Genomic DNA, 24143 nt, shown 5'->3' with positions numbered 1-24143 from the left:
CTAATGGGTAACCCTACCTGTCCGGAATGGGGCCGCGGAAGCAGAAACAAAAAAGCCTCCCGTTCGGGAGGCTTAGCAACAGACCCTGAAGATAAACAGGGACAATCAGAACCGGATTAAGCCAACTTCTGTTTTATGAACTCAACGATGTCAGTCACAGCCACACCTTCTTTGGTGCCGGCACGACGGTCTTTGTATTCCATCTCGCCGTTTTCCAGGCTGCGGTTACCGATCACGATGGTGTGCGGAATACCGATTAGCTCGTGGTCAGCAAACATAACACCCGGACGTTCGTTACGATCGTCGAACAGGACTTCGATACCGGCTGCGGTCAGTTCCGCGTACAGCTTCTCAGCGGCATCGCGTACTTCTTCAGACTTCGCCATGTTCATCGGAACGATAGACACATGGAACGGTGCAATGGCGTCAGGCCAGATGATGCCGTTTTCGTCATTGTTCTGCTCAATCGCAGCGGCAACCACACGGGTACAACCGATACCGTAACAGCCCATTTCCATGATGACGTTTTTGCCGTCCGGACCAAGCACTGACGCGTTCATCGCTGCTGAGTAGTTGTTACCCAGCTGGAATATGTGACCTACTTCGATACCGCGTTTCAGCATCAGGGTACCCTTACCGCATGGGCTTGGATCACCTTCAACAACGTTGCGCAGATCTTCAACCTGACCCAACTCAACATCACGGCCCCAGTTGATGCCGAAGTAGTGCTTACCGTCAATGTTCGCACCAGCACCGAAGTCGCTCATTACCGCCACAGAGCGGTCAACGATGAATGGGACTGGCAGGTTTACCGGACCCAGTGAGCCAGGACCTGCGTTAACCAGGGCACGGATCTCTTCTTCAGTCGCGAATTCCAGCGGAGATGCTACGCAAGACAGGTTTTCTGCCTTGATTTCGTTCAGCTCGTGGTCGCCGCGGATGATCAGGGCAATCAGCTCAGCTTCAACGTCATCCGATGCTTTCACAAACAGAGTTTTAACGGTTTTCTCGATAGCAATATCGAATTGCTCAACCAACTCAGCGATGGTTTTCGCGTCTGGCGTGTCAACCAGCGTCATTTCCATCGTTGGTGCCGCACGCTCGGTGGCCGGTGCCAGGGCTTCAGCTTTCTCGATGTTGGCCGCGTAATCAGACTCGGTCGAGAATGCAATCAGGTCTTCACCGCTCTCAGCCAGCACGTGGAACTCGTGTGAGCCGGAGCCACCGATAGAACCGGTGTCAGCCAGTACCGGACGGAAGTCCAGACCCATGCGGTTGAAGATATTGCAGTATGCCTGATGCATGGTTTCGTAAGTTTCAACCAGGCTTTCTTTGTCCAGGTGGAAAGAGTAGGCATCTTTCATGATGAACTCACGAGAACGCATCACACCAAAACGCGGACGGACTTCATCACGGAATTTGGTCTGGATCTGATACAGGTTCAGCGGCAGCTGCTTGTATGAGCGAACTTCGTTGCGAACCATGTCGGTGATCACTTCTTCGTGCGTCGGACCCAGCACAAACGGTCGGTCGTGACGGTCAGCAATACGCAGCAGCTCGGGGCCGAATTTGTCCCAGCGACCTGTTTCTACCCACAACTCTGAGGGCTGAACCACGGGCATTAGCGTTTCGACTGCACCTGCTTTGTTCATTTCGTCACGAACAATATTTTCGACCTTACGCAGAACACGCAGACCTGTAGGTAGCCAGGTGTATAGACCTGAAGCCAGCTTACGGATCATACCTGCACGTAGCATCAGCTGATGACTGACGATTTCTGCGTCGTTTGGAGTCTCCTTCAGTGTTGAAAGAAGATATTTACTGGTACGCATTGATGGTATCCGTTGGTTGAGATGAAAATAAAGTGATTCGGGAATGCCCCGAACGCCAGTATTGGCGGTAACCGCATATACTACCAGCCATTTGCCGGTTCGCCAAAGAGAACAGCCGTATTGCCCGTTATTTTCGGATGGGTTTATCCAGGGCTGTGACCGTCACCCGATCGTTTTGGACGATAAATTTAACGTTATAGTCGAAAAGGTGAACCGCGTACTCTTTTTCGTCCTGTTTGCCTTTTTTATAAGCCGGACGCGGATCCTGCGCCAGCACTTCTTCAATGACCGCACGCTGTCGCGCCAGTTGTTTTCCCGTTAGCTGGCGTTCCGCCTGTTCACTGAACTCGACGGCCAGAGTGTCTGGTTGATCATGGGCAAATCCCCCGCGAGCCTGAGTCAGGCTATCGGAGTAGGGGATGTAGGGCTTGATATCAATGATTGGCGTGCCGTCGACCAGATCGACGCCGCCGAGATCAAGGATCACATCACTGCCTTTCTGGCGAACGCCCAGCAGCTCCACCGCGGACATGCCAATGCCATTCGGACGGAAGGTGGCCCGGCTGGCAAACACGCCGATACGCTCATTTCCGCCCAGACGCGGTGGCCTGACGGTCGGCCGCCAACCGGCTTCCAGATTCTGATCAAACAGGAAAAGCAGCCACAAGTGGCTGAATTGCTCAATCCCTCTGACAGCCTCAATGGCGTTGGCTTCCCCTTGCAGGATCAGCTCGGAGCGGGCACTGGGTACCAGACCTGGCTGACGCGGGACGGCAAATTTTTCTTTGTATGGAGAGCGGATCACTCCGACTGGGGAAATCTGATAGTTCATAGATTGCTTGGGTTGCACAACATGAAGCAGACGATAGCACAAAATAGTACTTGATCTTTTGTTGAGAATTGATGTCAAATATTATGTTATAACATAACAATTATTGATGGGGACAAGCTAACTCGTTTGGTCACCAGCAAGCTGCGTTACTACCAGTAGCGCTAATCGCTGTAGCGCCAATACCGGTTTGCTAATACAGCCTCGTCAAATAAGCGTTGTGGAATTCGTTGACTAACAGGAGAACAACATGAAACCCGGCATCCATCCGGAATACCGAAAAGTGGTATTTCACGACACCAGTGTTGATCAGTACTTTGTGATTGGCTCAACCCTGAAAACTGATCGCACTATTGAATGGGAAGACGGCAACACCTATCCGTACTTCACACTGGATGTGTCTTCCGCTTCGCATCCGTTTTATACCGGTAAGCAACGTGTGGTCAGCAGTGAAGGGCGCATGGCGCACTTTAACCGCCGTTTTGGTCGTTTCGGGGCGAAACAGGAGAATCAGGAATGAAAGTGCTCAGCTCACTCAAAAGTGCGAAACAGCGCCATCGTGATTGTCAGGTCGTGAAGCGGCGCGGGCGTATTTATGTGATTTGTAAATCCAACCCACGCTTCAAGGCTGTGCAGGGACGCCGTAAAAAGCGCTAGTGGCCAGTGACAAATAAAAAAGCCCCTGTCAGACAGGGGCTTGATTCGATGGGAGGTTTTGACTGGCGATATTACCAGCCTTTAACGATCCCGCCGTTGAAGATTTCCATCGCTGCGTTGTAAACCGCATCAGACTGGTAGGCTTTCACGAAAGTTTGCACGTTCTCTGCATTGACGTTGTCTTGACGCGCCACAATCAGGTTGACGTATGGTGATTCTTTGTCTTCCACAAAGATGCCGTCTTTTTCCGGCGTCAGATTGATGCTGCTGGCATAAGTGTTATTGATAATCGCCAGTTGAACGTCATCCAGCGAGCGCGGCAGTTGCGCGGCTTCCAGTTCAACAATTTTCAGGTTCTTAGGGTTTTCAACAACATCCAGTACCGTGGCCGTCAGGCCAACACCGTCTTTCAGCTTCAGCAGCCCTTGTTGTTGCAGCAGCAGCAGAGAGCGGCCCAGGTTTGTTGGATCGTTTGGCACAGCCACCTGATCACCGTCGTTCAGCTCCGCAATGGACTTGATTTTGCTTGAGTAAGCCGCAATCGGGTAGACAAAGGTGTTACCGGCAACGGCGAACTTGTAGCCGCGGTCGGCAATTTGCTGATCCAGGTATGGCTTATGCTGGAAGGCGTTGGCGTCAATTGATCCTTCTTCCAGTGCGGCGTTTGGTGAAACGTAATCAGTGAAAGTGATTAGCTCAACATCCAGACCGTATTTGTCTTTGGCTTCTTTTGCTGCCACTTCAGCCACTTGGGCTTCGGCACCGGCCATCACCCCAATTTTCACTTTGTTTGTAGCGGTGGCTTCTTTTTCGCCACAACCGGTCAGCACCAGCGCAGAGGCAAGGCCGGCAACGGCAAACAAGTTCTTCAAATTAAACGCCATGTTACTTCTCCTTAGAATTGGGGTTTTCCGTAATACTAGTTGTTAATTATGTTTGGTGTTGATTGTGTGCTTGGTGTTGATCGTGTGGCTGTGATGATTAACGGTGGTCCACGCGTTTCACCAGGTGATCGCCCAATGATTGAATGAGCTGCACTAAGATGACCAGTAGTACAACCGTAATCAGCATGACCGTGCCGTCAAAGCGCTGGTAACCGTAGCGAATACCGACATCGCCCAGGCCGCCACCACCCACGGTACCTGCCATGGCAGAGTAGCTGACCAGTGTCACCAGGGTTATGGTCACAGCATTGATGATGCCAGGCAAAGCTTCCGGCAGCAGCACTTTGCTGATGATCTGGCGCGGTGTTGCCCCCATTGCTTGGGCGGCTTCAATCAGGCCCGATGGGACTTCCAACAGCGCTCCTTCAACCAGACGGGCGATAAACGGAATCGCGCCCACGGTAAGCGGAACAATCGCGGCGGCGGTACCGATGGAGCTGCCGACCAGAAAACGGGTAAATGGTATGATCGCTACCAACAGGATAATAAAGGGGATAGAACGACCAATATTGGTAATGGTGCCCAGCACTTTATTGAGGGTTGGGTTGGCCAGCAGGCCGCCTTCTTTGGTCAGGTGGAGCGCGACACCGACCGGAATCCCGACCAGAAAGCCAATCAGACCAGAGGCAAAGACCATAACCAGAGTTTGGCCCAGCGCCTGAATAAGCAGATCAATCAGACGCTCGTTAGTCGTCCACCATTGTGCAATCGATTCAAGCAACATAACCCAGTACCTCTACATTCACTTTGTGATCACGAAGGAAGGCAATGGCTTGTTCCGCTGCCTGCTCGGTGCCGAAGATCTCGGCCAGCATCAATCCAAATTTGACGCCTCCGGCGTAATCCATGTCTGAGCTCATGATGCTGATATCGATGTTGAACTCACGGGCAATCTGGGAAATCAGCGGGGCATCAACAGACTCGCCAGTAAATTCCAGACGTACCAGCGGGTAACTGTTTTCAACCCGATGTTCTACCAGGCGAGTGCGATATTCTTCCGGAATGGACAGATCCAGCGTGGAACGGATGAACTCACGCGCCAGGTCGGTTTTCGGATGGGCAAAGATGTCACCCACCGGGCCTTTCTCAACCAGCTCACCGCCGCCGATGATAGCCACTTCAGAACAGATATTTTTCACCACGTCCATTTCGTGTGTAATCAGCAGGATCGTCAGGTCCAGCTTACGGTTAATTTCTTTTAGCAGAGCCAGAATAGATTGTGTTGTGGCCGGGTCCAGGGCGCTGGTGGCTTCATCACACAGCAGCACTTTCGGATCGGAGGCCAGAGCCCGGGCAATCGCCACACGCTGTTTCTGACCACCACTCAGGTTGGCCGGATACACATCTCGTTTGTCTGTAAGGCCAACCAGTGCCAGCAATCCTTCCACTTTGGCTTTGATCTCGGCTTTTGGGGTGCCAGCCAGCTCCAGAGGAAGGGCTATATTGGCAAAAACGGTGCGCGAGGCCAGCAGGTTAAAATGTTGGAAGATCATGCCGATTTTGCGGCGTGCCTGAGTCAGTTCCTGATTCGAAAGTTGGGTAAGATCAACGCCGTCGACAACCACGTGTCCGCTGGTTGGCTTTTCCAGCAAGTTGACGCAACGGATCAGGGTACTCTTGCCGGCACCGGATGCGCCGATGACCCCAAAAATAGTGCCTTGTTCAATCTTCAGGTTGATATCACGCAGGGCGTGGATCTCCCTTTCCCCTTGATAGAACACTTTGTTAACTCTGCTTATTTCTATCATTCTTCTTCCTGAATCATATTGCGTCAGTCGGTAAACTGATGCTGACGACGACCAATATTTTGTTATGTTATTTGCTGTCTTTGCATCATGTTAACGAGGTGTGTCATAAAATGACTAATCGTATCGTTTGACTTGATGCTATGGGTTAACATAAATGAAGTCAATAGATATTTTTACGTCTGGACGGCTAAACGGCTTTATTTCTGGATTTCCCAATTTTGGCAGCAATTCCGGCGTAAGAAGGATGGCTAAAATGGGGATAAAGCAGATGAATCCCGGTGCCAGCCGTGCCATAATTCGAGACATTGACACAAACTTCGAATAACAGAGGGCTGACGCTTGGCCAAACCAGCAGTTTTTATCGACCGTGATGGCGTAATTAATATCGATCGCGGTTATGTTCATACCGTAGATGATTTCGAATATGTCGAAGGCGTATTTGAGGCCTGTAAGAAGCTGAAAGCGATGGGCTATCTACTTGTGCTGGTGACGAACCAGGCGGGCATTGCTCGCGGCATGTATACCGAAGATGAGTTCCTGACCCTGACTGAATGGATGGACTGGAACTTTGTGGACAACGGGGTAGAGTTTGACGGTATTTACTATTGCCCGCATCACCCGACCGAAGGTCAGGGTGACTACCTGCAGGACTGTAACTGCCGCAAGCCAAAACCGGGTATGTTCATTTCTGCGCGCGATTTTCTGAAAATCGATATGGCCAACTCTGTCATGATCGGTGATAAGACCGACGACATGCTGGCAGCACAGGCGGCTGACGTAGGAACCCGAGTGCTGGTACGCACCGGTAAACCGGTCACGGAAGAAGGCACTCAGTTGGCCGATGCCGTTCTGGACAGTATTGCCGATGTGCCTGCCTGGCTGGCAGCACGCTAACGAAAGTATTCTCTGGTTGGGCTTAGCCCGCTGTAAAAGGTCGCTCAGGCGGCCTTATTTGTTTTCTAAGGCGGAAAAAAAGGCATTCGCACCGGCGACAGGCTGTGACGAAATGGCGCGCCGGATTCAGGGTAGTGGGAGAGCGTATTGGTTGCAGCGATACATTCGGCACTGAAATCATGCCGGGTTAGCGGCAGATGTTTTCTTTATTTAGGAATCAGGGATAGGTGTATCGGGTGCCAGAGTCAGTGAGTTAGTGAGTTAGTGAATTTGGCTAAAATGCGTACAAATTTGCCATCTTGAAATAACAAAATAATGCTGCGTTTAAAGGGTTTTTATTAAGCTATTGAAAAATGTTGAAATAAATTTTGGCACGCGAGCTGCAATACCTGTTTAGCACCACCAAGCCATTCGGGCTGACACCACAAAGCATAAGTACAGCATAAACAGGAGAACACTATGAATACGATCGCGAAGCACTTATTGGCCACTCTGTCTTTGGTACTGGCATGGCAAGCGTATGCAACCGAACAAGAGGCTGGGCCATCCGGTGTTCTGACGTTGGATAAAGCACAGTGGCATGCTGAACTGGATGAGACCATGCAGGCCCAGAAGCGCAGTGTTCTGAATTCGCTAACCCATGAACAGTCTGCCCAACTGAAAGCTTCAGCCTTGGACAGCAACAGTATGATGATTGCCGATGTTGAGCAACTTCACTTGCAACAGCAGCTGAGTCAGCCGGACGCACACAGCGAAACCAAAGCGATTTTGGTCAGTACCCGTAAACTAATGCCGGAGCAGACACCCTAACTTGGCCTCTGCTGTCGGTAGCAGTGTGAAGGCGGTAGGCCTTGTGAAATCGCATGAGCGCATGGTGTTAAAGATGAAACGGCTTGGTGGGGCTGTCCGGTCGTGACATCAACCGCGCGGAGAGAAAAAAAGGGAAGCGGATGCTTCCCAAAACCGTGTGACTGACTCACACATAGATCACAGGTTAGAGTGGGTAAGCCCGCCCCGAGCGAGACGGGCAAAAAAGTAAAACGTATGAATATCAGCTTTGCTCTTGCAGGAAGGCAATCCACGGACTGGCCATGGCTTTCATTTCCTGAGACTGCGCTGCAGTTTTCATGGCTTGCAGGGCATTACCCGGCTGGTTCAGCTCGAAATATGCCATGCCTTGCAGGTAGGCCAGCTCAGCACGATCATTGCCAGAGGCATTGCCTGCCGCACTCTGGGTAAACTGCGTTGCTTGCTTAAACTGTTTAGCCTGAAGCATCAGACGTACAATCATCAGCTGGTTTTTCGCCGTTGGCTTAAAGTCATAGGCTTTACGATAAGCCATAATGGCTTCGTCCAACTCTTTGGCCTGATGCCAGAAGCTGCCTAGTCGTTCCAGATTATCCTGCGTGTTGGCGATTCTGCCTTTGGCCATTTCCGTTTCAAGCAGTTTGGCAGCCCGGTATGGAATACCACGGTAGGCCAGGAAGTTGACCAGACGCATCAGCTCTTTTTCATCTTCCAGCAGGCCCATTTTGTACGCCATTTCCAGTGTTGCCAGAGAGTTACGCTCTTGGTTCAGTTCCATGTACACCCCAGACAGCTGCATCCAGTACTGTTTCTTGGCTGGATACTTCGTCGTCAGGGTTCTCAGGACTTCCGCCACACTTTTCAGCTGGCCCAATTCATAATGAGAGGCCATCAGTAGCAGATACCAGGACTCACTGGGCGTTTTGCTCATCGCGATGGCTTGCTTCGTCGGCGGAATCGCATTGCGATAATCTTCCAGCTGAACATAAGCACTGGCCAGGGTGATGTAAGCATGTGCCTGTGGTTTTTCACCGGTTGTCTTGGCAACATCAAACCACTCTTTCATGGTCTGGACTGACTGCTTGTACTTTTCCTCGGCCAGATACAGCTGTGCGAGGCTGTAACGAACTTGTTGTGCGACCGGTACCGGCAGCGCATCCATCTTCAGGGCGTCGGAGAAGTACTTGGCGGCTTTGGGATAGTTATCCTTCAGCGAGTACAGAAAGCCCATCTGCTGAAGCAGCACAGCACGATCGTATTTACGCGAATTCGTGCCTTCCAGTGCGCCGTTCAGTTTTTCGATAGCCTCACTGTAACGTTCCGTAGCAATCAGTTCCTGTACTTTATTGACCGTTCGGAAAGTGCGATCACTGAGCTCCGGGCTCTCTGCGGCCATAGCCGGTGCCGCAAGGGCACCGGTTACCAGAATCAGCGAAGCCAGCAGGTGTTGATAATATTTTGGCATTGTTGACTCCTTAGTTAACAGAGAACTCGATTTCCTGAGCTAAGCGGGCACTGATAGGTTTTCCGTCAACTTGCTTAGGTTTGAAGGTCCATTTGGAAACCGTATGAACTGCCGCTTTCCCCAGACCGAGACGACGAGGGTCTTCTTTCAGCACCTTGACGTCTTCCACTCCACCCCGAGCGTTAACCGTAAACTCCAGCAGTACCACCCCGCGCTCAAGCCCAGCCTTAGCCGCTTTACGAGGCATTTGTGGCTGGAACGTGGCCAAAGGAACCGGGCCTCCGCTACCTGCCATCTGAGCCCCGCCTCCCTGACCGTAATGGCCAAGCACGGAACCGCCGGTCACGTTGACAGGCAGATCCAGTTTGGGCATGTCCATCGGGATCTGCTCCATCACCGGTTTGACTGTCGATGCCACTTTCATTTCAGGTGGCGGTGGCGGCCGTTTCGGTGGCGGCGGCTTAGGCAGCTCGCGTTTTTTCTCCTGTACTTTTTCTTCCGGTTTGACGCGAATGAAGTCCACCATGCGGAGGTCATCATTCGACGCCAGTTCGTGGCGCTCTTTGTTTACCAGCTTGTCCATCCCCCAGAACAAAGCCAGGGAGACAACGAGCGCCAGTGCTATTGAGGCCAGATACCGCATAGGCTTAATCCTTATTGGTTGCGGCGATGGAGATGCTCTGAACACCAGCCATACGGATCTGGTCCATGACCTTCACGACAACACCGGACTTCGCTTCTTCATCCGCCTGAATCACCACGGCACCATCCGGGCTCTCCGCACGCAGACGTTCGATATTTGCACGAACGGCATCCACTTCAACACGACGTTTGTCGACCCACACATCACCGGCGGCGCCAACGGCAACCATGATGTTACCTTTCTTGACCGTCTGAGCCGTGTTGGCGCTCGGACGGTTAACGTCGATACCCGCTTCTTTGACAAACGACGTCGTAACAATGAAGAAGATCAGCATGATAAATACGATGTCTAGCATCGGGGTCATATCGATAGCTGCTTCGTCGCTGCTGTCGCTGCTGTAGCGTCTTTTCATGACCTATACCTCTAAATTCCGTTTACTCAGGCAATATGTTTCAACTTGTCTTCCAGCTTCTGCGTGGAGACTTTGGCCAGATGGTCCAGTCGCGAGCTGAAAAACAGCCCCGAGAGGGATGCCACCATCCCGGCCAGCGTTGGGATTGTTGCCTTTGAGATCCCCGATGCCATGGCTCGGGGGCTTCCTGTTCCGATCACAGCCAAAATATCGAAGACCTGGATCATCCCGACAACTGTGCCGAGCAGACCCAGTAGCGGACACAGGGCGATCAGCACTTTGATGATCGGCAGGCCGCGTTTGTTTTCGATATCCTGCCGGGAGATGATTTCCTGGCGGATCATTTTGGCGTTCCAGCTTTGGTGATCCGGGCGTGCCGACCATTCAGCAACGGCTTTTTTCATCGCCCGGGGCAGGACTGCCGCATAGTAGAACCAGCGTTCCAGCAGCACAGTCCATAACATAAAGCTGAGGACGAAGATGGCCATCAGAACGTCTCCCCCCATTCCGAGGAAGCGTCTGATTGACTCTAATTCTTCAAGTAACCACCACATAGTGCCTCCTTAGCTGTCGGCAGCGTGCAGTTTTTCCTGGTAGCGAGCGATAAAGCCTGCACTTTGCTCTTCCAGCGTCTGCACCAGACGGCGGCTCTTACTGTGAACAAGGGTGTAGAAGAACAGCAGCGGGATAGCGACAACCAGACCCAGCATGGTGGTGACCAGTGCCTCGGAGATACCGCCGGCCATCAGTTTTGGATCGCCGGTACCAAACAGGGTAATCGCCTGGAAGGTGCCGATCATACCCATTACGGTACCCAGCAGACCCAGCAGCGGTGCCACTGATGCGAACAGCTTGATGGAGCCGACGAAACGCTCAATGCTTGGTGCGTTACGCAGAATCACTTCATCCAGTTTGGCTTCCAGATCTTCCAGGTTATTGCCTTTATGACCCAGGTACGCTTCCATGATTTCGCCCAGCGGGTTGCCTTTGATCACCGTGTCGGACTTAGCTTGCTTACGCATCTTGCCGCCAATCAGTGTCAGGCGCAGGTAGCAGAACAGGGCAATCAGTGCACCCACGGCACCCATGGCCAGAATGACGTAACCCACGATACCACCCTGGTCGATACGCTCTTGAACGGTCGGGCTCTGTACCAGCAGAGACAGGATGACGCCGCGAGACGGGTCGATAAACAGTGGTTCGTAAGTACCAGACGCGGCTTCGAAGCCTGGAACATTTGCCATGATGGTGTTTGATGGCTGACGGGACAGCTCTTCAAACTTACCGGTCTGCGGAACATAGGTGACGTACTTGCCGTCAGCGATAGCATTGAACTCACCGATCAGAGTGACGTTGCGCACGTCTTCTTTACCTTCACCATAAACCACGGTAGCAGGCGTTGAAGTGGTGTTACCGGAGACAACGATCTGCTGCAGGATGGTGTGCCAGAAGGCTTCCAGTTCTTCCGTCGAGGGCAGTTCTTTACTCTCGGCCAGTTTGGTCAGGGTTGCATCTCGCTCAGGAAATTGCACCGCATTCTGAGAGGCGGAAAACAGCCCTTTAAATTCGCCTGCATACTGACGAACGACACCGAACATTTCACCCAGCGTACCGGAGCGCTGACGCAGTGTTTCTGACAGATCGGTCAGCTCTTTATCATTTTCGTCAAAAGTGGCTTTAAGCTGATCACCTTGTTCAGTGACTGACTGCAGCTCGGCACGGGCTTTTTGCAGCAGTGCGGCTTGTTGATCGCGGTTTGCGCGAAACTCTGCTTCACGCTGTTTGTTTTCTTTTGATTCGACAATACTTTCAGATTTTACTGATTTCAGTAATTCAGACAGCGAAGCCGGTGATTCAGCCTGAGCCGGTGATGCCATCACTAGGCCGGCCAGCAGGGCTGCTGCCAGTGTTTTGAATCCGTTCATTATCCTTCCTCCCCGGCAAATACTGGTAGCTTAATCAACGCTGGTGGTGCCTGTTTCTTCGCAATACGCAGACCTTGCTGGACGGCGATACGGTAGCTTTGCGGCAGGGTTTCCCACTGGCGGGTTTGCTGGTTCCACATACCTGTGTCACCACCGTCCGGAGACTGGTAAAGCAGCGCGGTGCGGCCAATGCGCAGGAAGTCGTAAGTCACGGTTTCACCATTACGATCCAGGCTGGCTTTGTAAGATTCAATGGAGCGAGAGAAGCCTTCTTCAATCTGGTAGGCTTCCATCACTTTCCGGAATTTTTCTGACGTGGTGACATCGGCGCGATCCATCAGCTGTCGCAGCTCCGTAATACGCTTGGTACGTTCGTCATGCTGGAACGGAACGTCCAGGGCAACGAACTCATCCAGCGAGTCGACCATCTTCAGCATCAGCGGCACGATTTCCATCGCGGTCTGATCGATCTGGGCGATCTGGCGGTTCAGGGAATCCAGCTCATCTTTTTGAGAATTGACCATACGGCCGATTTGCTCGTTGTAGACCTTCAAGCTGTCAATTTGACGCAGTAAACCTTTGTATTCAGCAAGCATCGACTCAGTACTGTCAGCATATTTGTCGACTTGGACCTGAGAGGCTTCCGCTGATTGGTCAGTTTTGGCTTGGGTCGCAATGACAGTGCCCGAGTCAGCAGCCACAGAGGCTGCACTGATAGTGAGCATGGCGGCAGTGAGTGCACTTACGCCAAAGTCCTTTAACGTCATAGTTGCATCCTTGTATTTGTGTTAGTCAGTCGGGAAAAGGCGCGGGCTGAACCCGCGCCTGGATTGTTATTAGAAGTCGTAAGAACCTTCGATGTATAGCTGGCGACCGATAGGATCGTCATACTTGTTCGCGTAGAAAGGCGAAGTATCACTTAGCGGATCTGCTGGCGGAGTCTTATCAAACATGTTGATAGCACCCAGCGTGACACGGCCGTTCTCGTTGAACTGGTAAGATGCTGTCAGGTTCCAGGTCGTCATGCTGGCGATTTCCGCCTTGTAGCCTGCATCTTTGGCTTCCTGACACGTATCGAAGTAGTAACGGTTCGCATACTCAGAACACATGCGATCACGGTACTTACCGAACAGGTTCAGAGAGTAGTCGTCATAGGTCCAACCAAGGTTCAGAGTGGCGGTGTACTCAGGCATGAAATCCGTTTCATCGATAACTGCTTCACCTTTGTTTTCCTGGTACTCAGCAACCAGAATCTTGGTCAGCGACACACGCGTCGAGAACGAGCCCAGAGAGTTGGTGTCGTAGGCATATGCCACAGACAGGTCGATACCCGAACGTTTCTCTTTTGCCTGGTTTACCGGGCCGTAAGATACAGTGTTAATGGTGCCGTCGGCATTACGGGTAACTTCTGCGCCCGGGTATTTACCTGGTGCATTGATAACATCCTGGTAGGTTGGTGCTGTGACCACGTCTTCCATTTCGATGTGGTACCAGTCAACAGTAATGCCCAGATCATCAACCGGCTCCCAGACCAGACCCAGGTTAATATTGGTACTGGTTTCTTCTTTCAGCTCAGCGTTTGGACCGTTAGAAATGTCGAAGTACTGAGTATCACACTCTGGAATGCTGGCATTCGGACCCGTACCCCCCACAGAGGCACACAGTTGCGGGTCAAAACCGGAGCCAAAGCCACGGGTTGCGTTACCGAACAGACGCTTCAGATCCGGCGCTCGGAAGCCCAGACCGTAGCTACCGCGCAGCAACAGGTCGTCTGTCGGGCGATAAGCCAGAGCGACTTTCGGGGTAAATGCACCGCCGGTTGCAGAATCATCAAAGTAGTGGTCGTAACGGCCAGCGATTGTCATTTCGAGTTGTTCGAAAATTGGCACCATTACCTCGACACCCAGGCCGACCTGATCACGGTCACCACCGCCAGAGGTACCGCCAAGACCGGCAAATCCGCCAGCTGCGGTGATTGCATCAATAGATTCATCGTACTTGGTGCGGTTCCACTCACCGTAGATGGCAAAACCTGAAGTCCCGGCAGGCAGCTCGTACAGATCACCGGAGAACGAGCCGTTCAACGAGATCAGTTTTGAGTAAGCGTCTTTTTTGGATACGCCGGAGTATTTATCGACCACCGATTGAGGAATAGTATTCAGCAGATCCACTTCACCGTTCTGAACGGCTTGTTCCAGAGTGGCGAGAACGGCAGGGTTATCTGTTTTGACTCTCTGCTCAGAGTAGCTTGCGTAGATTTCCCAGTCGTAGGCATTGTTCAGTGAGCCGTATAGACCGGTGGTCAGGCCGTAAGACTGTGCTTCAGTGTTACTTTCACGCGGTCCGAACTCGACCAGGCGTCGTGTGTACTCACCGGCGCCACGGAAGTGGTTGGCATCCACTTCAACTGATAGTGGGTTTGGTTCGAACGTGGAGTCTGTTGACTTGTAACCGTAACGGGCTTCAGCCATCGCGGTCAGGCCATCGTTGATGTCCATTTCACCACGCAGCAACAAGTCAGCTTGCTTGTTTTCCGGTTTCAGGGCACGGTCGCCTGAGCGGTTATAGCCACATTTGCCGTCAGCACGATCCAAACCGTTGCTGCCAACCACTGCCTGACAGTCATCAGGGCGCAGAAGTGTGCCGTTTTCACCGACGAAGTTGGCTCCGTAGCTAGAGCTGGCGCTAAATTGAGAGCGGTTTGAAGTATCATCGCCCGCCCAGTTGCGGTCTTGCTGCATCAGCATTTCGTTACCCGCGAACTGGCCGACAAACAGCACGCGCTTGTCTTCGAAGTCTTTACCGGCAACGATATCGACACGACCGTTTTGGAAATCGCCATCAGTGGCATCACCATAACGGGCTTTCACTGATACGCCGTCGAAATCTTTCTTCAGGATAAAGTTAACTACACCGCCGATAGCATCGGAACCGTAGATCGCAGAGCCGGAGTCCGTCATGACTTCTACACGCTCAATGGCGGCAACCGGAATCTGGCCGATATCCTGAAAGTTTGAGGTGCCGTCTTGTGCCAGTGGGTACTGAGGCATACGTCGACCGTCGATCAGAATCAGGGTACGTGATGCACCCAGACCACGAAGGTTGACTGACTGTGCGGCAGGGGTAAAGGTAAATGAGTCTGTTTGGGACAGTGTACCACCGGTGTTCTGAGTCAGACTGCCGAGAATGTCCTGTGCACTGTTAAAGCCTTTTGACTCAATGTCTTTGCTGGTGATGACGGTAACCGGCGACGGACCTTCCATATCCGTAGTCGAAATACGAGAGCCCGTTACTTTCATCTTTTGAAGTTGTTCAACTTGTTGTTCTTCAGCGTGTGCTGCCGAGGTCAGGAACCCGGTTCCCAACGCAAGACTAATTGCAACAGATAGCGCTGTTGTCTTTCTATTCATCCTTGCTGCTCCATTATTCTTCTTCCTGTTATTCGGCTGAATACCGAATCGAACATTAACTTTTTGTTAACGTCCGAGTCCGAAGGTATACATGAAGCAAAAAGATGAAGTCAAACCAGTGACTTTTATGTGTTAGAAAATTTAAAACGGAATAAAAAACTAGCTTTGCTGTGAATTTGTTTTTTTATTCTTTGTAATTGATTTGGATCAAATCAATTGACTGAGTTAGTGTCAGTTTTTATTTGAAATGCGTGAGTGCGCATATGTGTTGTGATTGAGTGGTCAATAAGATGAATAAACCAATATAACTAAAAATAACCGGTTAAATATTCTAAGTTTGCAGGTGGTGAAAAAGTATGCTGTAAAATGCCAATTAGGTATTATCAGATTTATCTCATCCGGCCACTTAATAAAAGAAAGTGAGCTCTTTTTATTCCAAAATGGAATTTGACGGAGGGGGCTGAATATTCATATTTGGGTGATAATAATGGTAGGGGAAGGGGAGCAGAAGGCTGCTATATTGTGTTGAATTTTCGTGCAAATTGGATTTTTATCATTTTTTTTTGTGTGATATCCCATATTTGAAAAATGTGACAATCCTGGGTCAAAATCGTTAACCGTGCTTGATGGTAGGCAGATTTAACTGTAATTATGATGTTACAAAAAATAATCGGTGTCTTAACTAGGACATCTATAAAGTGAAAATGTTCAGGACGAACAAGAATATTCGCTTTTGGTGACAACGAAGTGGCAATTACAGCAGTAATGGCCTTTTGCTTTTACCATCCTGACGAATGGACATGGAGTTGATTGAGACATGTTGTCATATTTTTTACGTCGTATGGCGTTGGTTGTTCCAACGTTTCTGGGTATTACGGTACTCATCTTTGCCATCACCCGGTTTGTGCCTGGCGGCCCGGTTGAACGGATGCTGGCCAATATGCAGGCTCAGGGAGACGGTGGCGGTGCTGCGATGACGTCTGCTGGCGGTAACTCCGCCTTGTCAGAAGAACAGATGGCAGAGCTGAACGCGTTCTATGGCCTGGACAAGCCTGTGGTCGAAGCCTACACCGAGTGGTTAAGCCGACTGATGGTGCTCGACTTCGGCGAATCCACCCGTTACTACGAACCTGTCTCAGAGATGATTGCTGAACGGTTGCCGGTCTCTTTGTTTTACGGCGGCATGACGTTTTTTATCAGCTATTTTATCTCTATCCCACTTGGTTATTACAAAGCCCTCAAGCACGGTTCGGTGTTTGATTCGGGCTCTTCAATATTAATTTTCGTTGGTTATGCATTGCCCGGTTATGTGGTCGGCGTTTTGCTGATCACGTTATTCAGCTATCACCTTGAATGGTTCCCGATGGGCGGTTTTGTCGGTGACGAGTTTGACGATTATGAAACCTTCTTCGAGCGGGCGAAAGATGTGATGTGGCATGCGGTGTTACCGTTGATCTGTTATTTGATTGGTGACTTCGCCACATTAACCATGACCATGAAAAATAATTTAATGGAGAACTTGTCATCGGATTATATCCGGACCGCGATTGCTAAAGGGTTACCTTTCCGTAAAGCCGTTCGTAAGCATGCTCTGCGTAACAGTTTAATTCCTATTGCCAGCCACTTTGGTAATTCATTGTTATTTTTCATGACCGGCTCTTTCCTTATTGAAGTTATTTTCAATATCGATGGTATTGGTCTGCTGGGTTATGAATCCATTATTGAACGCGATTATCCCGTGGTGATGGGTATTGTTGCCATTAATGCTGTGATGTTGCTTATCGGAAATATTCTTTCAGATATTTGTGTTGCCATCGTGGACCCGCGCGTGAAGTTTGGAGCCTGATATGTTGAATCTAAATCCTTTAACACTGAAAAAAATAAAACGCTTCAAAGAAATAAAACGTGGGTACTGGTCATTTTTAATTTTGTCTGTGCTGTTAATTTTGTCACTGTTTGCTGAGTTGCTTATTAACAGCAAAGCGCTGGTGGTGAAATATAACGGTCAATACAGTTTCCCAGTCATTTCTGATGTTCGTCTGGGGCATGAATTCGGTCAGTCATCTTCCAGCGAAGCTGACTACCGTCTGTTGCAGAGTACCTTTGCCCAGGAAGGCGGCGACAATTTCGTTATTATGCCGTTGGTTCCCTGGAATCCGTACGAGCAGGATTTTTCTGGTAATTATCCGCCTAACCCGCCGAGCACGGCTGATAAACATTATCTGGGAACCGATGTGATTGGCCGCGATATCCTGGCGCGTTTGGTATACGGCTTTCGTACCGCGATGGGTTTTGCCCTGATGACTATGGTGATCTCTTATGCGATAGGGACCGCGGTGGGCTGTGCGATGGGGTTCTTCGGCGGTAAGTTCGACCTGTTCGTTCAGCGCCTGATTGAAGTGTGGTCAATGGTGCCTTTCTTGTACGTGATCATGATTCTGGTCTCGATTACTCAACCAACCTTCATGCTGTTTGTCGCGATTAACGTGCTGTTCGGCTGGCTCTCGATCACCTGGTATATGCGAACCATGACCTACAAGGAATCGGCCCGTGAATACGTGATGGCGGCCAAAGCGCTGGGCGCTTCCACCCCGCGGATCCTGTTTAATCATATTTTGCCTAATACTATGGTTATGATTGTGACACTGGCACCGTTCACGATTGCGATGAATATTACTGCCCTGACGGCGCTGGATTACCTAGGGTTGGGGCTGATGCCGCCGACGCCGAGCTGGGGTGAGTTGCTGCAGCAGGGCAAAGCTAATCTTGATTCGCCATGGATTGTCACCTCGGTGGTTAGCTCCATTGTCCTGGTACTGGTCATGGTCACCTTTATAGGTGAAGCGATTCGGGCCGCGTTTGACCCGAAAAAATTCACACGGTATGTCTGATTGTCTGCCGCAATTGTTGGAATAAGGATATTAAAACAATGAATATGAAGTTCACTTTTCCGGCCTTAGCGGTCATGGCCGCGCTGACACACTCAGCCTATGCCGCTGATTTGCCGGCCGACCTGGAATGGATCTCGAACATGAACGAGCCGCTGTTTGCTTCTCCAGAAGCGAAGTTTGGCGGCACGTTGCGTACTTACATGGCCAGCTTCCCGCAGACTCTGCGTAGCGTGGGGCCGGATGCTAACTCAGGCCTGCGCCATTATTTTATGGATGGGGTACCGAAACTGGCCGCCCGCCATCCCAATACCGGTAAATGGATTCCTCAGCTGGCTGAGTCCTGGGCGTTTGATGAGGACAACCAGACCGTCTACTTCAAGCTGAACCCGAAAGCCAAGTGGTCTGACGGTGAGAAGGTAACCGCGGATGATTACCTGTTCATGCTGAAATACTACCGTTCGAAAGACATCATCGACCCGTGGTACAACGACTTTTTCACAGAGAAAATCGAAGATGTGGTGAAGTTTGATGAGTACACCATTGCGATAAAATCTGCCGTGAAAAAATCGCATGATGAGCTAATGGTGCAAATCAACCTGCCAAGCAATGGCCTCCAACCTCGTCCTGAGCATTTCTTTAAACCGCAGAAAGATGACAACAAAGACGGAATCGATGATAACTTCGTCCGTCGTTACAATTTCAAAGGCGAGCCGACTACCGGTCCATACTTCATGGACAAGGTTGAGAAAGGCAAGAGCGTGACATTTAAGCATGTCGGGCAGGACTGGTGGGGATACGGCAATCCTTATTACCAGCACCGCTACAATGTGGAGAGAGTGCGTATTACCGTGATTCGCGACAGTGATATCGCGATGAAGCATTTCGAAAAGGGCAACCTGGACGTATTTGGCGTTATCTTGCCGAACCTGTGGCATGACAAGACCAATACACAGCCTTATAAAGATGGCTATATCGATAAGTTCTGGGGCTATAACCAGGTGGTGCAAGGCGCGGGCGGCCTGTGGATGAACACTGCGCAGCCGTTGCTGAATGACCGGAATGTTCGAGCCGGGATCACGTATGCGACTGACTTTGATGGCATGATTTCCAATGTGTTGCGCGGCGATTATGTCCGTAAACCACACGGTTTGGGAAGCGGGCACGGTGGCTATGATTTGCCTGACGTGAAAGCGCCTAAGTTTGATCCTGAGCTGGCAGCGAAATACTTTGACCAGGCTGGCTTTACCCAGATTGGCCCTGACGGCATCCGGATGAACAGCAAAGGTGAGCGCCTGAGTTTTGGTATCACTTACGGTTACCAGCCGAATACCCCGCGTATCGCGTACCTCAAAGAACAGGCCAAGCAGGCTGGTCTGGAGTTTACGCTGAACCTGGTTGATGGGTCTTCTGCGTTCAAGTACGTGCTGGAGAAAAAACATCAGCTGGCATTCCTGACCATGGGTGGCGGTGAGATTCCGGCATATTGGGAATACCTCCATTCTGACAACGCCAAGCCACAAACCAATAACCATACGAACTACCAGTCACCGGAAATGGACAAGCTGATCAATGCGTATCTGGCCGAATTTGACGTGGCGAAGAAGCAGGACATTTCACACGATATTCTGAAGAAGGTCTCGGATGAGTTCCTGATTGTACCGGGATACATGGTGCCTTATACCCGTGAAGCCTACTGGCGCTGGATGAAATACCCGACGCCGGGGATGACCAAGCAAACTGAAGTGATGTTCTCGGTTGTGGATTTGGCGACATTCTGGATTGACGAGAAAGTCAAAAAAGAAACCCTGGCAGCAATGGATAAAGGTCAGACGTTTGATCCGGTGACCGTGATTGATGATACCTACAAGCTGTAAGGTCGGTTGATATGCAAGATGATGTAATTCTGAGTGTTCGCGATCTGGAAACGGAGTTCGCTACCGATGACGGTGTAGTGAAGATCCTTCATGGTGTCTGTTTTGATGTGCGAAAAGGGCGGACGCTGGGGCTGGTGGGGGAATCCGGTTGTGGTAAGAGTGTGACCTCCATGTCGATCATGGGGCTGTTGCCAAAGCCCTATGGCCGAGTAACGAAGGGACAGATCCTGTACCGCGGTACGGATCTGGTAACGCTTCCGCCGGAAGAAATGTACGCGATGCGTGGCGATCGGATCTCAATGATTTTTCAGGATCCGATGACAGCTCTGAATCCGGTGCATACTGTCGGTCGTCAGCTAAATGAAGTACTGGAGCTGCATCGCCCGGATTTAGACAAACAGGCTCGCACGGCCTATTCGCTGGAGATGCTCAAGAAAGTCAAAATCCCGATGCCGGACAAGCGACTGAAAGAGTACCCGCACAATTTATCCGGCGGTATGCGGCAGCGCGTCATGATTGCGATGGCACTGGCTTGTAAACCTGACATACTTATCTGTGATGAACCGACCACAGCGCTCGATGTGACTGTTCAGGCATCCATTCTGGAATTGATGAATGAGCTCCAGGAAGAAACCGGGATGTCGATGATTTTTATCACCCATGATTTGGGGGTTGTTGCGGAAATTTGTGACGATGTTGCGGTGATGTATGGCGGTAAAGTGGTGGAGCATGCAGACGTGTTTGATCTGTTTGATAATCCGCAACACCCTTATACCGAACGTTTGATGGGGCTGATGCCAAGCTTGGACAATGAACCTAAGCAGCCGATCGAAATTAAGCCGATTGATGTCACCTTATTCCCTGAGTTCAAAGGGTAATCATCGCTGAGGTCGAGAAAGAGGACGCTATGACAGAAGTATTACGGATAGAAAACCTCAAGCAGCATTTTGTCTCTGGCAAAGGCATTTTCAAAAAAGGCTACACGGTGAAAGCCGTGGATGGCGTGTCGTTTTCCGTTTCAAGAGGCGAGACCCTTGGGCTGGTGGGTGAATCAGGCTGCGGTAAAAGTACCCTGGGACGTACCATTCTTAAACTGTACGAACCGACAGACGGGAAGATTATCTTTGAGGGACAGGACATTACCCGACTCTCCACCAAAGAAATGCGGCCGTTGCGAAAAGATCTGCAGATTGTTTTCCAGGATCCAATGGAGTCGCTGAATCAGCGTCATACCATCGGAATGATTCTGGAAGAGCCTTATATTATCCATAACATCGGAACTCCGGCAGAGCGCCAGCTGTGGGTCAAAGAACTACTGGTCAAAGTCGGCTTGCCGGAAAACGCGGTGAACCGTTACCCCCATGAGTTCTCCGGTGGCCAGCGTCAGCGTATTGGTATTGCGCGGGCAATCGCGCTGAAACCTAAGCTATTGATCTGTGATGAGTCTGTTTCAGCTCTGGACGTGTCGGTACAGGCTCAAATCCTCAATTTGCTGTTGCAATTGCAGAAAGAAATGAATCTGGCGATTATCTTTATTTCCCATGACCTGTCGGTTGTTAAACATATCTCTGACCGGGTGGCAGTGATGTATTTCGGCAAAATTGTGGAGATGGGGGAATCGAAGGACATTTACGCCAATCCGCAGGCTGATTACACCAAGACGCTGCTTTCCGCGATACCGATCACTCACCCGAGGGATCGAAAGAAGAAGCGACCAGCCGAAAAGAAGACTCAAGTAGCTTAACCACAAGAAGCACTGCCTCGCAGTGCTTCTTTGTTTTTGGCTCGCCCATACTTAATGGAACGTAGATCAGGTAAACGATTATCAAGGACGAAAAATGAAGAAAGTAATCACGTTGGCACTGTCTTTAATACCGATGGTTTCTGATGCCGCGTTGCCACCGGATGTGAGCTGGCAAACCAATAATCATGAACCCTTGTTTGCTTCCCCTGATGCCAAATTTGGCGGCACATTTCGTACTTCAATCGACAGTTTTCCGCAAACATTCAGAACCGTTGGACCGGATGGAAATGGTCGTTTTCGCACCTGGCTGTTAGACGGTCAGCCGCAATTACTGCAACGTCACCCGGACAGCTTGGCCTGGATTCCAGACATTGCCACGCACTGGGCTTTTGGTAACGACAATAAAACCATTTATATGAAGCTGAATCCGGCAGCAAAATGGTCAGACGGCGTACCGCTGAAAGCAACAGATTTTAGCTACATGCTGAAGTTTTATCGTTCCAAAGACATTTTTGACCCATGGTATAACACCTTTTATACCGAAATGTTTGATCAGATTAATGCTCTGGATGCCCATACGATTGAAATTGTTTTTGGCAAAGAAATGGATAAGGAAGACTTACTCTATTTCAGTCATCGTCTGAAACCGCGGCCTGAACACTTCTATAAGCCAAATCAAGATGCAAACCAGGATGGCGTTGATGATAACTTCGTCCGCCTTTATAACTTCAAGCCTGAGCCGACACTCGGGGCCTATCATGTCGGTGACATCAAGAAAGGCAAATCCATCACCATGGAACATGCCGGGAAAGAGTGGTGGGGGTATAGCAATCGCTATTATCAGCATCGCTATAACCCGGAGAAAATTCGGATTCGTGTAATTCGCGATCAGGATATTGCCTTTAAGCATTTCGAAAAGGGCGATTTGGATGCCTTTGCTTTGGGGCGGCCGGAATTATGGTATGACAAAACTAATTCAGCGCCTTTCCAAAAGGGGTACATTCATAAGTTCTGGGGATATAACCAGACTGAAATCGGAGCGGGTAGCTTTTGGCTGAATACCGCCAAGCCTCAACTGGGTGATCGGAATGTACGAAAAGGGATTGCGTTGGCTTTAGATATTGATGGCCTGAACCAAAATGTATTCCGAGGCGATTTTAGTCGTAAGCCTCAGGGGCTGGGAGTCGGTCTGGGAGCGTTTACTAATGAGAGCCTCAAACCGTTACCTTATGATCCACAGGCTGCAATCTCGTCATTTACACAAGCGGGGTTTGATCGTGTGGGAGCCGATGGTATTCGGGTGAATGCGAGGGGCCAGCGCCTGAGTTTTGCTGTCACCTACAGTAATCAGGTCATGACACCACAACTGGCTTATTTGAAAGAACAGGCTAAAGCGGCGGGCCTTGAACTGACATTGAATCTGGTCGACGGCTCATCGGCGTTCAAATATGTCCTGGAGAAAAAGCACGAAATTTCCTACCACAGTATGGGCTCGGCACCTCGTCCACAATACTGGGAATACTTCCATAGTGAAAATGCGAATAAGCCGCAGAACAACAATTTTACCAATTACAGTACCCCGCAACTCGATGAGTTGATCATGAAATACCGCAGTGTTTTTTCAACCAAAGATAAAGAATCCTTGTCGCGCGAGATTCAGCAGGTAGTCCATGACGCAAACGTGATAGTACCAGGAGTGATGGCACCATATACCCGGGAAGGGTACTGGCGCTGGATTAAATACCCTGACCAGCCGATGCAAAAGAAAATGGAGCAACTCATGACGATAAGTGGGTTATACGATCTTGGTCTGTACTGGATAGATGCTGATGTGAAGAAAGAAACACAGAAGGCGATGAAAAAGGGACAGACCTTTGAACCTGTGACTATCATGGATACCCAATATAAGCCCAGATAAAGCTGTTTCTAACGGTACAAAGGAAGGCACCCAATGTGGTGTCTTCTTTTTTTATACGAAAAACCCCAAAGTAGATTGATTTTTAATCGAACGGACTGGCTTTCTGCGTTTTTCTGTTTTTAGGGGTTGTCAGCGTGGCGGAAGTCTCTA

22 protein-coding genes are annotated in these 24143 nt (G+C 50.4%); 10 read left to right on the top strand and 12 right to left on the bottom strand.

All coding sequences use genetic code 11. The features are described 5' to 3' along the window. Nucleotides 1-116: 116 nt before the first annotated feature. Both PGW97_RS13080 and tsaA read right to left on the bottom strand, forming a co-directional pair. The gene (locus PGW97_RS13080; RefSeq protein WP_207103484.1) at nucleotides 117-1832 is read right to left on the bottom strand and encodes a proline--tRNA ligase; all 1716 of its coding nucleotides are present in this window, start codon (nucleotides 1830-1832) and stop codon (nucleotides 117-119) included. A 127-nt stretch (nucleotides 1833-1959) separates the two neighbouring features. Next, on the bottom strand, nucleotides 1960-2664 hold the full coding sequence (gene tsaA, locus PGW97_RS13075) for a tRNA (N6-threonylcarbamoyladenosine(37)-N6)-methyltransferase TrmO (protein WP_047883158.1): 705 nt from the start codon (nucleotides 2662-2664) through the stop codon (nucleotides 1960-1962). Between the two features lie 247 nt (nucleotides 2665-2911). On the opposite strand from tsaA, the gene PGW97_RS13070 reads away from it, so the two are divergent. Together PGW97_RS13070 and ykgO are read left to right on the top strand one after the other, a co-directional pair. Then, complete coding sequence (locus PGW97_RS13070; RefSeq protein ID WP_047883157.1) at nucleotides 2912-3181, top strand: type B 50S ribosomal protein L31; 270 nt, start codon at nucleotides 2912-2914, stop codon at nucleotides 3179-3181. Continuing rightward, entirely contained in the window at nucleotides 3178-3318 is a 141-nt protein-coding gene (gene ykgO, locus PGW97_RS13065) for a type B 50S ribosomal protein L36 (RefSeq protein ID WP_047883156.1), read from the top strand. The genes PGW97_RS13070 and ykgO overlap by 4 nt, the downstream gene beginning before the upstream one ends. Nucleotides 3319-3389: 71 nt before the next feature. Here ykgO and PGW97_RS13060 read toward each other — a convergent pair whose 3' ends face one another. From PGW97_RS13060 to metN, 3 genes are all read right to left on the bottom strand, one after another. Beyond that, on the bottom strand, nucleotides 3390-4202 hold the full coding sequence (locus tag PGW97_RS13060) for a MetQ/NlpA family lipoprotein (protein WP_207103486.1): 813 nt from the start codon (nucleotides 4200-4202) through the stop codon (nucleotides 3390-3392). Nucleotides 4203-4299: 97 nt separating this feature from the next. Further along, on the bottom strand, nucleotides 4300-4986 hold the full coding sequence (locus tag PGW97_RS13055; RefSeq protein WP_047883154.1) for a methionine ABC transporter permease: 687 nt from the start codon (nucleotides 4984-4986) through the stop codon (nucleotides 4300-4302). Next, on the bottom strand, nucleotides 4976-6010 hold the full coding sequence (metN, locus tag PGW97_RS13050; protein ID WP_047883153.1) for a methionine ABC transporter ATP-binding protein MetN: 1035 nt from the start codon (nucleotides 6008-6010) through the stop codon (nucleotides 4976-4978). The genes PGW97_RS13055 and metN overlap by 11 nt, the downstream gene beginning before the upstream one ends. A 339-nt stretch (nucleotides 6011-6349) precedes the next feature. On the opposite strand from metN, the gene gmhB reads away from it, so the two are divergent. Both gmhB and PGW97_RS13040 read left to right on the top strand, forming a co-directional pair. Further along, nucleotides 6350-6904 (top strand): D-glycero-beta-D-manno-heptose 1,7-bisphosphate 7-phosphatase, encoded by a 555-nt coding sequence (gene gmhB, locus PGW97_RS13045; protein ID WP_217392023.1) that lies wholly within the window; start codon nucleotides 6350-6352, stop codon nucleotides 6902-6904. A 459-nt stretch (nucleotides 6905-7363) separates the two neighbouring features. Beyond that, entirely contained in the window at nucleotides 7364-7714 is a 351-nt protein-coding gene (locus PGW97_RS13040) for a hypothetical protein (protein WP_273857471.1), read from the top strand. A gap of 241 nt (nucleotides 7715-7955) precedes the next feature. Here the strand turns inward: PGW97_RS13040 and PGW97_RS13035 are convergent, their stop codons facing one another. The 7 genes from PGW97_RS13035 to PGW97_RS13005 all read right to left on the bottom strand — a co-directional run bounded on the left by PGW97_RS13035 (nucleotide 7956) and on the right by PGW97_RS13005 (nucleotide 15566). After that, nucleotides 7956-9176 carry a tetratricopeptide repeat protein gene (locus tag PGW97_RS13035; protein ID WP_273857470.1) on the bottom strand — a complete coding sequence of 407 codons (1221 nt, stop codon included), beginning with the start codon at nucleotides 9174-9176 and terminating at the stop codon, nucleotides 7956-7958. A 10-nt stretch (nucleotides 9177-9186) separates the two neighbouring features. Continuing rightward, nucleotides 9187-9819, bottom strand: a complete 633-nt coding sequence (locus PGW97_RS13030) for an energy transducer TonB (RefSeq protein ID WP_273857469.1) — start codon at nucleotides 9817-9819, stop codon at nucleotides 9187-9189. Between the two features lie 4 nt (nucleotides 9820-9823). Further along, nucleotides 9824-10231 (bottom strand): ExbD/TolR family protein, encoded by a 408-nt coding sequence (locus PGW97_RS13025; protein ID WP_047877572.1) that lies wholly within the window; start codon nucleotides 10229-10231, stop codon nucleotides 9824-9826. 26 nt (nucleotides 10232-10257) lie between these two features. After that, nucleotides 10258-10785 (bottom strand): MotA/TolQ/ExbB proton channel family protein, encoded by a 528-nt coding sequence (locus tag PGW97_RS13020; protein ID WP_047883148.1) that lies wholly within the window; start codon nucleotides 10783-10785, stop codon nucleotides 10258-10260. 9 nt (nucleotides 10786-10794) lie between these two features. Then, entirely contained in the window at nucleotides 10795-12156 is a 1362-nt protein-coding gene (locus PGW97_RS13015; RefSeq protein WP_217392020.1) for a MotA/TolQ/ExbB proton channel family protein, read from the bottom strand. Beyond that, nucleotides 12156-12923, bottom strand: a complete 768-nt coding sequence (locus PGW97_RS13010) for a DUF3450 domain-containing protein (RefSeq protein ID WP_047883146.1) — start codon at nucleotides 12921-12923, stop codon at nucleotides 12156-12158. The genes PGW97_RS13015 and PGW97_RS13010 overlap by 1 nt, the downstream gene beginning before the upstream one ends. Nucleotides 12924-12992: 69 nt before the next feature. Then, nucleotides 12993-15566 carry a TonB-dependent receptor plug domain-containing protein gene (locus PGW97_RS13005; protein WP_047883145.1) on the bottom strand — a complete coding sequence of 858 codons (2574 nt, stop codon included), beginning with the start codon at nucleotides 15564-15566 and terminating at the stop codon, nucleotides 12993-12995. 817 nt (nucleotides 15567-16383) lie between these two features. Between PGW97_RS13005 and PGW97_RS13000 the strand changes: the two genes are divergently transcribed. The 6 genes from PGW97_RS13000 (at nucleotide 16384) to PGW97_RS12975 (ending at nucleotide 23993) form a co-directional block, all read left to right on the top strand. Continuing rightward, entirely contained in the window at nucleotides 16384-17412 is a 1029-nt protein-coding gene (locus PGW97_RS13000; RefSeq protein WP_047883144.1) for an ABC transporter permease subunit, read from the top strand. Between the two features lies 1 nt (nucleotide 17413). After that, nucleotides 17414-18457, top strand: a complete 1044-nt coding sequence (locus PGW97_RS12995; protein WP_217392018.1) for an ABC transporter permease subunit — start codon at nucleotides 17414-17416, stop codon at nucleotides 18455-18457. Nucleotides 18458-18495: 38 nt separating this feature from the next. Then, nucleotides 18496-20331: an extracellular solute-binding protein gene (locus PGW97_RS12990; protein ID WP_273857468.1), complete on the top strand. Its 1836-nt coding sequence runs from the start codon at nucleotides 18496-18498 to the stop codon at nucleotides 20329-20331. 11 nt (nucleotides 20332-20342) lie between these two features. Continuing rightward, entirely contained in the window at nucleotides 20343-21209 is an 867-nt protein-coding gene (locus tag PGW97_RS12985; protein WP_273857467.1) for an ABC transporter ATP-binding protein, read from the top strand. A gap of 29 nt (nucleotides 21210-21238) precedes the next feature. Beyond that, nucleotides 21239-22075 carry an ABC transporter ATP-binding protein gene (locus PGW97_RS12980; protein WP_084712411.1) on the top strand — a complete coding sequence of 279 codons (837 nt, stop codon included), beginning with the start codon at nucleotides 21239-21241 and terminating at the stop codon, nucleotides 22073-22075. Between the two features lie 94 nt (nucleotides 22076-22169). Beyond that, on the top strand, nucleotides 22170-23993 hold the full coding sequence (locus PGW97_RS12975) for an extracellular solute-binding protein (RefSeq protein WP_273857466.1): 1824 nt from the start codon (nucleotides 22170-22172) through the stop codon (nucleotides 23991-23993). Nucleotides 23994-24143 lie beyond the last annotated feature (150 nt).

The organism is Photobacterium sp. GSS17, from assembly GCF_028621875.1.
Lineage (GTDB): Bacteria > Pseudomonadota > Gammaproteobacteria > Enterobacterales > Vibrionaceae > Photobacterium > Photobacterium ganghwense.
This window is presented reverse-complemented; position numbering and strand designations above follow the sequence as displayed.